The organism is Paenibacillus sanfengchensis (assembly GCF_036864765.1).
Taxonomy (GTDB): Bacteria; Bacillota; Bacilli; order Paenibacillales; family Paenibacillaceae; genus Fontibacillus; species Fontibacillus sanfengchensis.
In genome coordinates this window covers 44,132-56,308 of the sequence record NZ_JBAGJC010000001.1, presented here as the reverse complement: position 1 = coordinate 56,308, position 12,177 = coordinate 44,132, and the positions used below count along the sequence as shown (strand labels likewise).

Below are 12,177 nucleotides of genomic sequence, written 5' to 3'. Positions count from 1 at the left end.
TTTTTTATTACCGTACTTTGACGTCATCCATTCAAGTAATAATGGTAATCGTAGGGGCTGAGATGGTCGGCTGCGTCGTAATCGCCGAGGTTACGCCGGCAAAGCTGGAGATTTCCAGTTGAACCGGGACCCCGGGAGTCAGATCCGTCGTTGCCAATACCAGGCTTGCCGTAGTCAATGTCGAAAGGGAAGATTGCTGAAGGACGCCGTTGATATACACATTGAAGTAATCGCTGGCCGTCAATGCAGGGAGTGTCGTAACGGCCCCGTCCGCATCGTCGACAAAGCTGGCGGCGGGAATGGTCGTCTCCGTGGCTCCAATCATTCCCGCCGTGATCGTTACAAAAAATCGGCTGGTTTCGGGAGCTACCGTAGTGGTGACAGCTCCGCCGGTTGCTACCGGAGCGGTTGCTACGGCCGTAAAAACGGGTTTGATTACAGGCATTGTCATTCACCTCCTTGTCGGGGGATATCGAAGGGTAATTCGATTCCCTTTATTTTAGTGATTCTTTCCTGGCTGTGAGACGGCGGTTCCCCCTCGCCAGGAGTCCTTTTCTTTCTTAACGTATGGTACCCCCGCCTAATTCGTAGTCGGGTGACCCGCATATGATAACCATCAGAAGACACATATGGAGGTGGCCACATGTTAAGAAAGAGCACGAGATGCAGGATGAAACAGCCCCGCAAGCGCCGTCGGCGCCGCTGCCCCAAAATGCGTAATCCGAAAAAGACGGGATCATGCCGTGTCAGACGATCCCGAAAAAATTTGGGAGGTCCGGCGGGAGCGCCGAACAGTGGCGAAGGACAAGGTGCTGTCGGCCATTACGCCCCTCCCGGCGTTCCGGGTTCTCCGGGGAGCAGAGGGTCCGAGGGGCAGCCGGGAAACGCGGGGCCGACGGGAGAGGCGGGTCTGCCGGGACCACAAGGGCCACCGGGAGTCGCGGGGTCGGTGGGAGGGGTAGGCCTGGGAGGACCGCAAGGCCTGCCGGGAGTCGGGGGGCCGACGGGAGAGGGGGGCCTGCCGGGACCCCAGGGGCCACCGGGAATGGCCGGGCCGACGGGAGCCGCGGGTTTGCCGGGACCGCAAGGGCCACCGGGAATGGCCGGGCCGACGGGAGCCGCGGGTTTGCCGGGACCGCAAGGGCCACCGGGAATGGCCGGGCCGACGGGAGCCGCGGGTTTGCCGGGACCGCAAGGGCCACCGGGAATGGCCGGGCCGACGGGAGCCGCGGGTTTGCCGGGACCGCAAGGGCCACCGGGAATGGCCGGGCCGACGGGAGCCGCGGGTTTGCCGGGACCGCAAGGGCCACCGGGAATGGCCGGGCCGACGGGAGCCGCGGGTTTGCCGGGACCGCAAGGGCCACCGGGAATGGCCGGGCCGACGGGAGCCGCGGGTTTGCCGGGACCGCAAGGGCCACCGGGAATGGCCGGGCCGACGGGAGCCGCGGGTCTGCCGGGACCGCAAGGGCCACCGGGAGTCGCGGGTCAGTCCGGGCCGCAAGGAGCGCCTGGGCCGCAAGGCCCTGAAGGTCCAACGGGACCACCCGGACCGCCCGGTTCGCCGGGAAGTGATTTCAGCGTTGTGCCTGTCGTCTACAGGTACTTTTACTTGCCGGAGGAAAATCTTCAATCCCAAGTAACTATCGAAGCCAGTCAATTTACGGATGATGAAGGGAAGACAGCCTTGGATTTTGCCGGGTTATCCGAAAGCAGTTACACTAATTTATTTATCAATGGCGTATTGCAGGAACAACGCCTGTATACCATCTCTTCCACCACTTTGACGCTGGACCTCGGTTCGGATATCATACTCGCAGGGACTCCTGTTATTATAGAGAACGTGGAATTGAAAGTGCTTGTTAAATCAGGTTAACCGATACAGACTCCGGCGGCCGGGGGTTTCCCGGTCCTGGAGAAGACAAGGAGATTCACAGTAAACGATGAGCATTCAGGGCATCAATCATTTTTGCTTTTCCGTCTCCGACTTGGAGGCGTCCATCAGGTTTTACCGGCAGGTATTTGAGGCTAAGCTTCTCGCGAAGGGGAGGTCGCTGGCTTATTTCGACCTGAACGGCCTTTGGCTGGCGCTCAACCAGGAGGACGTAGAACGGAACGGAAGCCCGCGCACTTATACACATATCGCTTTTTCCGTTAAAGAGGCAGACTGGGCGGTTATGTTGGAACGGCTCCAGAGAGCGGGGGCGGAAGTCCTGCCCGGACGAACGCGGGACGAGCGGGATGGCAAGTCGGTCTATTTTTTGGATCCGGACGGGCATATGTTCGAGTTTCACACAGGGACCCTTGCCGACAGGCTCGCCTATTACCAAGCGGACAAGCCGCATATTGAGCTTTTCGATTAGACGCTGGGACAAGCGGAAAAAATAAGCTAAACTATATAAGGTTGAACGTTCAAATTAGATAGTAAAGTAACAGTCTACCACCCATTATGAAAGAAGCAGGTTATTGCCATCATGAAAAAGTTCAAAAAGTTCTATATCGAGACGACCAGCGTTTGCAATTTGGCGTGCAGCTTTTGTCCGCCGACACAGCGTCAGGCCCAATTTATCAAGCTTGAGGATTTCCGCAAAATTTTGGACGACATCAGGCCTCATACCGATTATATTTATTTTCACGTCAAAGGGGAGCCGCTGCTGCATCCCAAAATCGATCAACTGCTGGATATCAGCCATGAAAAAGGGTTTAAAGTCAATATTACGACAAACGGAACGCTGCTGCATAAAGCTGCCCATAAACTGCTGGGCAAGCCTGCCCTTAGGCAGATCAACTTTTCACTGCATAGCTTTGACGGGCATGAAGGCTCCACGGACCGGGAAGGGTATATTACAAGCGTCTTGTCCTTTGTACGGGAGGCTACGGCCATATCCGATCTTATCGTTTCATTCCGGTTATGGAATCTGACGCAGGATAATGAAACCAACCTGCAGCGGAGCCGAAACCGCGCCACGTTGGAGATGATTGAACGGGAATTTGGACTGGACTTTCACATTGAAGAAAAAGTCACCCCCGGCAGCGGCATCAGACTGGCCGAACGCGTCTACTTGAACCAGGACCACGAATTTGATTGGCCGAGTTTAAGCGCCCCAGAAGACGACGGACGGGGATTCTGCCACGCGCTTCGCAATCAGGCGGGAATCCTGGTGGACGGTACGGTCATCCCCTGCTGTCTGGACGGGGAGGGCGTGATCAATTTGGGGAATGTGCACAATACCCCGTTCTCCGAAATTATCGAAGGCGAGCGTGCCAACCGCTTGTATGACGGCTTTTCCCAGCGAATTGCCGTGGAGGAATTATGCCGGAAGTGCGGATATCGCAAGCGTTTTGGGGGAGCCGAGTGAAGGGAATTACCGTAAGAGTAAGACCGCTGGCAGCAGCCGACAAATAACGGGAAAACCTCCCGGTAATTTCGGCTGTGGCGCCCGAAATTCGCTTTTAGCTGGAAAACTTCCAGCTAATCAACGAGGCGATGGCCTTGTTCGGCCCTTCCGGCGGATTTAACTGGAGAAATTACAGCTAAAATATGCCAAGTGGGCTGAATGAGCTAATTTAACGGGAGAAATTCCCGTTAAAATAAGTTGAACTAAAGAATTGGCGTTGGGTAAGGATATGAAATGGTTTCGGAGATACGTTGCCCACATCCACAATTGTAGATATAAAGCCTCATCGTCAGAGTCTACATCATTAACGGGAAGAATTCCCTTTAATTCAATGAGTTGCAGGTGAAGAGTGTGAAAAGTCTAGTGCCCCGTCAGACATCGTAGTAGGAGAAAATGAGAATCCGCTACTTCAACTATAATTTGGAGTGAGTGAGGTACCCGAATACGCATTCTCAAGCCGGACAGATATCCGAATCCGTATTAGGCCCACGCTATCAAGGTGCCTAGCGAACTACCAACTCCAACTCCAAAAGATGCAAATCTGCAGGTATTTCTAGCGATTTTAGAGAAACGAGCCGGTTTCGTCGGAAATTCCTGCAGAATTGCAGGAATCTTCAAATTTTTGTTCCGAACAGGAAAAAAACTGATATGCAGGAATTCTTGTTAGTCAAGATTGTCTGACGGGGCATTAGTATGCAAATCAATACTTTAAACTATATAATGCCAAAAGGTTAATCGAAATGAAATTCCCCCTGGATATCTAACATCTAAGGGGAATTTTTAATTTACTTTAACAAGGCGAGGTCCACTTCAGGCACCAAACCCTCCCGTGCGGCCCGTTCCAACAACGCGGTTACCGCCGCATAGCCGTCTTCTCCGAGGTTTGCCGTGTATTCGTTGACGTACAAGTTAATGTGCGCACGGGTCACGTCCGGCGACATTTCCTGGGCATGCTCCAGCACGTAAGCCGCGGAGGCTTCAGGATGAGCCCAGGCATATTCCACGGAAGCGTGAATCCAGGCGGAAAGGGACGCGAGATCCAGGTCCCGGCGGGCGATAATCGCGCCGAGCGGGATGGGCAGCCCCGTATCGGTCTCCCACCAGTTGCCGAGGTCGGCAAGCATTTGGAGACCGTACGACGGATAGGTGAACCGTGCCTCGTGGATGACCAGGCCGACGTCGATCAATCCGTTTTGCACGGCGGGCATGATTTCGTCGAAAGGAAGGACGACGATTTCTCCGATCCCGCCGGGTACATGCTGTGCGGCCCAGAGCCGGAACAGCAGGTAAGCGGTGGACCGCTCGCTTGGTACCGCTACGCGTTTTCCGGCAAGCGCCTCCGCTCCTTGCCCGCTCTCCCGGGTCAGGACGAGCGGGCCGCAGCCGCGGCCCAGCGCGCCGCCGCAGGGGAGAAGGGCGTATTTGTCCAGCACCCAGGGGAGGGCGGCATAAGAGATCTTAAGGATTTCGGGACCTTGGCCTTCCGCCGCCAGGCCGTTGGTAATGTCGATATCCGCATAGGTCACATGGAACTCCGGGGCATCAGGGATTAGCCCGTGCACCAGGGCATGAAAAACAAACGTGTCGTTAGGACACGGGGAAAACGCGATATTCATGATTGCAGCACCTCCGGTAAGTATGAGCAGGCCCGTTCCAGCGCCTGCAGGGCGTCGCCGATCTTCCACAACTCACGCTGGCGCGGGCCGACGGCATTGGAAACCGCGCGGATTTCCAGCACGGGGAGGTTTAGACGCCGGGCCGCAACGGCCACGCCGAAGCCCTCCATGGCTTCGGCCGCCGCGCCGGGCACCCGCGCGGCCAGCAGTTCGGCGGTCGCGGCCGTGCCGGTGACCGTCGACAGCGTCAGCACCGGCCCGCTGCAGACGGGCAGGCCGGCGGCTTGCAGCGCCGCCGTCCAGCGCGCCGCCAGCGCTTCGGCGACCGGCACGCGGGCCGTGCCGAAGCCGAGCTCGTCCACGCCGGCGAAGCCGTCCGGCGTCTCCGCGCCGAGATCGGCGGCGACGATGTCGCTCGCGACGACGAGCGAGCCTACGGGCGCGCGGCCGGGGAAGCCGCCGCCGATGCCGGCGCTGACGACGAGCTCGTAGCCGCCGTCCGCGGCGAGCTCGGCGGCCGTGGATGCGGCCGCCAGCGCGGGACCGACGCCGGCGAGCCGCACGTCGAAGGCGGGCCCCCCGAGCAGGCCGGGGGCCGCCGATGCGCCGCCGCGGCTCAGCCCGCGCAGCACCGCGCTCCGCTCCGCTTCGACCGCGGTCATGATCAGCACGCGCCGCGGGCAAATGCCTTGCGGGGCTGCCGTCTCCTGCGTTGTGGAATCCTTCATCAGTCTAACACTCCTTCGTCTTCTTCTCCTTGTACTATGTTAGATCAAACCTAATGCTTGCACAAGTCGCAGGGTTGGCTGCCCGAAAGAAGACTGTCCGAAAGGCCTTGACCTTCGATGCCCATTTGTGTAAAATAAAGCTCAATTTGTTCCCTAGGGTTCCGTGGCGCCGGTTCGCGCCGGTCTGGTCCGAGAGGGAGCGCGCGGCGAATACGCCGCGGACACGGAGGGATAAAAGCCCGGGAGGATATCGAAGGAGATATCTTCCCGGGTTTTTAGGTGTTCTGCGCTACAGAACAATCCCCAAAAACAACAAGGAGAGAGAGCAAATGAATCGATACTGGAATTTGATCTGGATCGCGGGCGCTTTAGAGATCGGATGGGTGATTGGACTCAAGCATTCCTATAACGTTTGGACTTGGGTGGGCACGATTCTCGCCTTGGGGTTTAGCACTTATCTGTTGATTCGGTCGACCGCCAAGCTGCCTGTGGGGACCGCGTACGCAGTGTTTACCGGGATCGGCACGGCCGGGACGGTGTTGGCGGAAATGGTGCTTTTCGGCGAGCCGTTCCGAATTCTGAAAATTTTACTGATATTGCTGCTCGTATCCGGGGTGATCGGGTTGAAAATCGTTACCTCCGAAAGCGGTGGGGAAGCGGGCCCTGAGGTTGATTCGGGAGGAGGAAGATAAGATGGCTTGGTTGTTGTTGGTTTTGGCGGGCATGGGTGAGGTGATCGGCGTAGCCGGGATCAGCCGATTGAACCGTTCCCGCGATCTGCTCTCGTTTATTCTGCTGATTGGCGGTTTTGTTCTAAGCTTGTCGCTCCTGTCCATCGCCATGCAGTTCATTTCGATGGGAACCGCTTATGCGATTTGGACCGGCATGGGAACGGTGGGGAGCACGCTGGTCGGGATGTTTTTGTACGGCGAATCCAAAGACGTAAAAAGACTGCTGTTCATCGCTATGGTATTGTCTGCGGCGGTAGGGTTGAAATTAATCGCCTAAAGTCCTGCATAATATTATCTTGTCGTTAAGGGCAAAAATAACCCGTCCAGGATGTTTCCCGGACGGGTTATTATATGGCTGCGGCTAGGCTCGCTTCGTGGCCTGGGCGAACCGGTCCTTGATTTGCTTGTTATTGCGCTTCATCGCCGTGCGCTGCTCGCGAAGGATTTGCGACGAATTCTTCGACGCGGGAGCGAACAATAGCGCCTCTTTAGGTTGGGCTCCAACGGCCTTGCTCACCCGACCGTTTTTGGATACGAATACTCCGGCACTCATGGCTGCATTCCTCCCAAGCATAATTTGATCAATTCGATGAGGAGCGGATTTTTACTCATTATAGCATGGTTAATACTCTCTTTGTAGTGGATGAATTTCTTATAATTCCAGTCCGGATCGGCCGGATAGTGCAGGGTGATCACATAGGAGCCCGACCGGATGCAATGATAGAACATTTTTTTCGCTTCTTTGAAGAACACTTGCTCACCGGGGTCCCCTAGATCCAGCGTCAATACGGCGTACGAACTTTTATCGTCCAGCGAAAAAATCGGTATGGATGCCGCATCGCCCGTTTTGGCGACCAGATGTAGCTCTTTTTCCCGCAGGGCATAAAGGGTTGCGGCATTGCAATCCTCATAATGGCCGACACATTCGGACAAATAAGGGCCGTAACGCTGCTCGATGTCTCCGCCCTCCAGTGTGTCGACGACGAGTTCAAGGAATTTATCCGGTTGCCTAAGCCCGGTGATATTCAGGCAGGGGAGCAAGGCGGTCATCAATTCAAAGGCGGCGTCAAAACCATCCAGCCTGGCGGCATTCTGCTCGATCGATTCCTCCAAAGGAAGCAGGAGGGCGCCACGGCGAAGCAAGTCGCTGAAGTAAGCTTTCCAGTCAATCGTTACGCCAAGCGACAAGTCATCAATATAGACCTTTCGCATCGTCATATCATGGAGAAAATACCATACGTACGGATCGATTTCTTTAGGAACGCGTTCATCCCGCATTAGCATTTCCATCATATGAGGCGGAGAGGGAAAAAGGTTCTCCTTGGCAATATAATGATCGATGTACTGGTCCAGCAGCGGCTTAACCCGCCCGAAAAAAGCGGACTTTACCTCGACATCGCCGAATACGAGAATAGTCTTCTCCTGTTCGTAAGCTTTAATGAACTCCATGTGGGTTATCGTTCTCATCGCCTTTGCATCATATGTACCCGCCTTGCCGCCGATAAACAGCAGATAAATGTCGCACTCCGCCACCGCTTCCAGGCAGCGGACGACCGGATCGACATGGGCCGGCCAGGGTCCGAGATTCTCCTCCCACATCAGCGGTTCATGCCCCATCGCTTCCAATTCCTTGAATACCTTGCGGCGAAGCGGTTTAAGACCATCTTCATTGACGGAGCTGATGAATATTTTAGTTCTTGCCACCCAGCATGCTCCCTTCCATGGCTATTTCTCCCATTATAACCCAAATGAACCAATCGTCGTTTAAGATTAAGAAATTTCAAAATTTTGCTTGCAAACCAAAATATTTTTATGTAATATAATAACGTCAGCTACTAAATAAATGTAAGTATAAATTATCCGACTGAGTTCATCCGATTAAATCAGGGTTCAGCGGATAAACTAACCTAAAATATCAAAGGAGAGATTGAAGAAATGAGCGAATTTTTGAACGCGATCAAGAAAAGACGCAGCGTGTATGCATTGAACCAGGAAATCCCGGTTTCCGAAGAGCGTGTCGAAGAAATTGTAAAGGAAGCCGTGCTGCATTCCCCGTCTTCCTTTAACTCGCAAAGCGCAAGAGCGGTCGTACTGTTCGGCGGGCAGCACCATAAGCTGTGGGATTTGACGAAAGAAACGCTGCGCAAGGTTGTACCGGCCGACAGCTTCGCACCGACGGAAGAAAAAATGGCCTCTTTCCGCAATGCCCGCGGAACGGTTTTGTTCTTTGAAGACCAAACCGTCATCAAAGGACTTCAGGATCAGTTTGCGGCCTACGCCGAAAACTTCCCGATCTGGGCGCAGCAATCCAACGGTATGCTTCAGTATGTGGTATGGACGGCATTGGCGCAAGAGGGCGTAGGGGCTTCCCTGCAGCACTACAACCCGCTGATTGACGAAGAAGTGAGCAAAGAATGGAACGTGCCGGCAAGCTGGAAGCTGATCGCGCAAATGCCTTTCGGCGGAATCGCCGCAGCGCCGGGCGACAAAGAGTTTGCACCGCTGGATTCTCGTTTGAAAGTGTTCAAATAAATCATAAAAAGTACGAGCCTGCAAGGATCCGTAAAGATCCTGCAGGCTCTTTATTTGCGTTCGGAGGCGATTTCCTCCGCAGGCGTAAGCCAAATATCCTTAAAATCCATCCACCCCAAGTTGTTGATGACGATTCCCCGGATGGAAGGGTGGACATAAGTGTTCAATTGCTGGTGAATGAGGAATAAAATCTGTGCCTCTTCCTGCAGGCGGATTTCAATCTGCTCCAGAAGAGCCCGGCGTTTCTCTTTGATGGGACTCGCGTAAATATCGTCCACCACCTGATGAATCCATCTGCGGAGCCCAGGGTCAAGATGCTGGAAAATAATGCTGTTTCTTTGCAGCACGGTCTCCAGCTCGCAGATCTCATCATCGGCAAAAACGAGGCACATCAGCAGGGCGTCGGCTTCCTGGGCCGTTTCGATCCGCGACAGAATCCCCCTGTTCCCGTAACGGATACGGACCGGAATCCCGATCGAGGCACATTGGCGGGCGATCCATTCGGCGTCTTCACACTCCGCTTCGGCTGCGACCAGAAGGATGGGGGTGCCGTCGTAACCCGATTGCGCCAGCAGCTGCCTGGCTGCTTCAGGATCAGGCCTGCGGTGGCCGTGTGCGGCTTCCTCCATGGGCAGGAAGCCGCGGGCGGGGTAGCCGGGTTTCCCCGTGCACCGGATCAAATCGGAACGGTCGATGATCAGATTGACGGCCTGACGAAACGAAAGGGATTGCTGCGGTCCGCCTTTGTTCCGGTTCCAGCTGATCAGACTGCACCCCTGGCTGAGCGTTTCGATCCGCTGCCAGTCGCCTCCCGCATCGGCCGGTATTCTGGCGTCATTGGCGATCAACTGCTCCCACTTTAGTCTGGAAAGGTTCGGGATACTCTCCGGCATAAAAATCAATTTGACGCCATCCAGATAAGGCCTGCCGAGAAAATAGCGCGCATGGACCTCCAACTCGATTCCATTGCCGCCCCAATGTGTAATCCGAAAAGGGCCCGTTCCGCTCGGGAGCTGCCAGAAGCGGCTCTCATCCAGCCCGTTTAGGTCCGACGGGATAATAGAGGCGCAGGAAGAGCAGAGCAGGCGGGGGAACAGCCAATTCGGCCGGCTCAGCATGATGCGAACCGTCCGCGAATCCAGCGCTGTCGCGGATTCCATCGTCTCCATCATCCAGGAGTTCATGGCTCCATTCCGCAACCGTTCCAGCGTAAAGACGACATCCTCCGCTGTCAACGTTTTTCCGTGGTGAAACAGAACCCCTTTGCGAAGGTAAAACGTCCATTGTCTGCCCGAGGCATCGCTTTCCCAATAGTGCGCCAGCTTCGGCAGGATCTTCTGCTGTTCCGAGTCATACTCGATCAGGCGATCAAACAATTGCCTCACCAGATGGGAATCGAATCCGAAGTATAGCTCCGACGGATCGAGCGTGAGCGGTGCGCGATAGACCGGGAGGCGGAACACATCTTTCGCATGAAGTTCGGCCCCGAATTTTTCCATGCCGAACTGTCCGTTCAGCCATTGGAGGAACTGATCCAATACTGTCCGGTCCTCCTCGTATTGATGCAGGAATTCAAAAGCGGAGCGGTATTCCCCTTTTTCCGCCAGCCGCTTGGCGAATTCGAGCAAGAAATGGTCGCGTTTGACCAGAAAACGGATCCTTGATTTGTTTCCCCGCCCTCTTCCGGGCAGCCATGTGATCCAGCTTTCATCCTGAAGCTTGCGGACGATCAATTTGACATTCCGTTCCGTGCAGTGGAAGAGCTTCGTTAACTCCTCGAGCGCCACTTCGTACTCTTCCTGCTCCCGTGGCGCCGGCCCGACGTAATGATTGATCAAGGCCATGTAGCGTTCGGCCGACAGCATGGCATACTTCACCTCCGGTACACCGCCTTTTCTCCTTAAAAGGGGAAAGGCGTTTTTCATACTGTACACTTTTTCTTCCCTTTTTTAAAGCGGATAATGGGGACGTCAATCACACCCGGCCGGTAAAAGAAGGGGAGGGGCAGCAATGAGCTACGACGAGTATTTTCGAAGGGAACTGGAGCTAAAGAAATTCCATAATGCCATCAATCAGCCGTTTGCTTTTGATATTGTAAAGATCGGGAAGGACAGGCCCGGGCCGAAAAAAAAGAAAACCTGGATCACCAGGTTTCGGGATACGGTTATTGGCGTGAAAGGGCCTGTTTGAATTCTTGGGTTAAAAGGGGTACGACTTCAAAAAGGTCGCCGACGATCCCGTAGTCGGCCATTTTGAAAATCGGGGCTTCGGGATCTTTGTTTATGGCGATGATTATTCGTGACTGGCTCATTCCGGCTAAATGCTGGATGGCGCCGCTGATGCCGCAGGCGATGTAAAGCTCCGGGGTCACAACCTTGCCCGTCTGTCCGATTTGCATCGCATAGTCGCAGTAGCCGGCGTCGCAGGCGCCGCGGGAGGCTCCGACCGCGCCTTGCAGCACTTCGGCAAGTTCCTCCAGGGGCTTGAAGCCGTCCGCGCTCTTCACGCCCCGGCCGCCCGACACGACAACCTTGGCCTCGCTGAGGTCGACCCGGCCCGACGCCTTGCGGACGACATCCCGGATCGCGGTGCGAAGCGAGGTTTCCGGCGTTGTGTAATCGAAAGGCACGATTTCTGCCGAAGCGTTGACCGGCGCGGCAGGAGGAAGATTATTGGTCCGCAGCGTAACGACACCCCGGCTGCCGAGGAGCCGCTTTTTCTCGAACGCTTTACCGGCAAACAGCGGGCGGGTGAACAGGGCACCCTCATCCGTCATTTCGAGCGCGGTCACATCGGAGATTTGACCGGCATCGAGACGCGAAGCGAGCTGGGGAGCGAGATCCCGCCCGACCGCCGTATGCCCGAGCAGCACGAGATCGGGCTGAAGGTCGTCGATCAGCCGGGAGAAGGCGAAGCCGTAGGCTTCGGCAAGGTAAGTTTTCAAATCGGGGTGTTCCAGCGTGATCACCCGGCCTTCGACGTGCCCGGCGAGTTCATGAGCCGCATCGGTCAGCTCATATCCGGGGAGGACGGCGATGATTTCATCGTCTTCCTCTTTTAGAGTGTAAGCAGTCTGAAGCGCTTCTAAAGAAACCTGACGCAGTTTTCCGCCCTGCGCCTCCGCCACGACCATCATCACTTTACCCATCGTAACTCCCTCCTTGATTATCGCTAA

At 55.5% G+C, this 12,177-nt stretch carries 14 protein-coding genes and 1 riboswitch; of the genes, 7 read left to right on the top strand and 7 right to left on the bottom strand.

Annotated features, from left to right (window positions below; genetic code table 11):
- Window positions 1-31: 31 nt before the first annotated feature.
- A complete protein-coding gene (locus tag V4U84_RS00255; protein WP_334072790.1) occupies window positions 32-445 on the bottom strand; it encodes a DUF4183 domain-containing protein in 414 nt (137 codons plus the stop codon).
- Window positions 446-643: 198 nt separating this feature from the next.
- Between V4U84_RS00255 and V4U84_RS00250 the strand changes: the two genes are divergently transcribed.
- The 3 genes from V4U84_RS00250 (at window position 644) to V4U84_RS00240 (ending at window position 3,356) form a co-directional block, all read left to right on the top strand.
- Window positions 644-1,873: a DUF4183 domain-containing protein gene (locus V4U84_RS00250; RefSeq protein ID WP_334076583.1), complete on the top strand. Its 1,230-nt coding sequence runs from the start codon at window positions 644-646 to the stop codon at window positions 1,871-1,873.
- 67 nt (window positions 1,874-1,940) lie between these two features.
- Window positions 1,941-2,360 carry a metallothiol transferase FosB gene (gene fosB, locus V4U84_RS00245; RefSeq protein ID WP_334072788.1) on the top strand — a complete coding sequence of 140 codons (420 nt, stop codon included), beginning with the start codon at window positions 1,941-1,943 and terminating at the stop codon, window positions 2,358-2,360.
- A gap of 111 nt (window positions 2,361-2,471) precedes the next feature.
- A complete protein-coding gene (locus V4U84_RS00240) occupies window positions 2,472-3,356 on the top strand; it encodes a radical SAM/SPASM domain-containing protein (protein WP_334072787.1) in 885 nt (294 codons plus the stop codon).
- An 824-nt stretch (window positions 3,357-4,180) separates the two neighbouring features.
- Here the strand turns inward: V4U84_RS00240 and V4U84_RS00235 are convergent.
- Window positions 4,181-5,011, bottom strand: coding sequence for a 1,4-dihydroxy-6-naphthoate synthase (locus tag V4U84_RS00235; RefSeq protein ID WP_334076582.1), 831 nt, complete (start codon window positions 5,009-5,011; stop codon window positions 4,181-4,183).
- Window positions 5,008-5,739 carry a futalosine hydrolase gene (locus V4U84_RS00230; RefSeq protein WP_334076581.1) on the bottom strand — a complete coding sequence of 244 codons (732 nt, stop codon included), beginning with the start codon at window positions 5,737-5,739 and terminating at the stop codon, window positions 5,008-5,010. The genes V4U84_RS00235 and V4U84_RS00230 overlap by 4 nt, the downstream gene beginning before the upstream one ends.
- Window positions 5,740-5,881: 142 nt before the next feature.
- Window positions 5,882-5,987: riboswitch (guanidine-I (ykkC/yxkD leader) on the top strand.
- Between the two features lie 81 nt (window positions 5,988-6,068).
- On the opposite strand from V4U84_RS00230, the gene V4U84_RS00225 reads away from it, so the two are divergent.
- Both V4U84_RS00225 and V4U84_RS00220 read left to right on the top strand, forming a co-directional pair.
- Window positions 6,069-6,431: a DMT family transporter gene (locus V4U84_RS00225; protein WP_334076580.1), complete on the top strand. Its 363-nt coding sequence runs from the start codon at window positions 6,069-6,071 to the stop codon at window positions 6,429-6,431.
- A 1-nt stretch (window position 6,432) separates the two neighbouring features.
- Entirely contained in the window at window positions 6,433-6,747 is a 315-nt protein-coding gene (locus V4U84_RS00220) for a DMT family transporter (RefSeq protein ID WP_334076579.1), read from the top strand.
- A gap of 84 nt (window positions 6,748-6,831) precedes the next feature.
- Here the strand turns inward: V4U84_RS00220 and V4U84_RS00215 are convergent, their stop codons facing one another.
- Together V4U84_RS00215 and V4U84_RS00210 are read right to left on the bottom strand one after the other, a co-directional pair.
- A complete protein-coding gene (locus tag V4U84_RS00215; RefSeq protein WP_148449589.1) occupies window positions 6,832-7,023 on the bottom strand; it encodes a hypothetical protein in 192 nt (63 codons plus the stop codon).
- Window positions 7,020-8,174, bottom strand: coding sequence for a DUF4062 domain-containing protein (locus V4U84_RS00210; protein ID WP_334076578.1), 1,155 nt, complete (start codon window positions 8,172-8,174; stop codon window positions 7,020-7,022). The genes V4U84_RS00215 and V4U84_RS00210 overlap by 4 nt, the downstream gene beginning before the upstream one ends.
- 231 nt (window positions 8,175-8,405) lie before the next feature.
- On the opposite strand from V4U84_RS00210, the gene V4U84_RS00205 reads away from it, so the two are divergent.
- Window positions 8,406-9,002 carry a nitroreductase family protein gene (locus tag V4U84_RS00205; protein ID WP_334076577.1) on the top strand — a complete coding sequence of 199 codons (597 nt, stop codon included), beginning with the start codon at window positions 8,406-8,408 and terminating at the stop codon, window positions 9,000-9,002.
- 50 nt (window positions 9,003-9,052) lie between these two features.
- On the opposite strand, the gene V4U84_RS00200 is transcribed toward V4U84_RS00205, so the two are convergent.
- Window positions 9,053-10,879, bottom strand: a complete 1,827-nt coding sequence (locus tag V4U84_RS00200) for an ABC transporter substrate-binding protein (protein WP_334076576.1) — start codon at window positions 10,877-10,879, stop codon at window positions 9,053-9,055.
- Between the two features lie 133 nt (window positions 10,880-11,012).
- Between V4U84_RS00200 and V4U84_RS00195 the strand changes: the two genes are divergently transcribed.
- The gene (locus V4U84_RS00195; protein WP_334072779.1) at window positions 11,013-11,192 is read left to right on the top strand and encodes a hypothetical protein; all 180 of its coding nucleotides are present in this window, start codon (window positions 11,013-11,015) and stop codon (window positions 11,190-11,192) included.
- On the opposite strand, the gene V4U84_RS00190 is transcribed toward V4U84_RS00195, so the two are convergent.
- Window positions 11,167-12,150, bottom strand: coding sequence for an electron transfer flavoprotein subunit alpha/FixB family protein (locus V4U84_RS00190; protein ID WP_334076575.1), 984 nt, complete (start codon window positions 12,148-12,150; stop codon window positions 11,167-11,169). The two genes, V4U84_RS00195 and V4U84_RS00190, sit on opposite strands and share 26 nt — an antisense overlap.
- Window positions 12,151-12,177 lie beyond the last annotated feature (27 nt).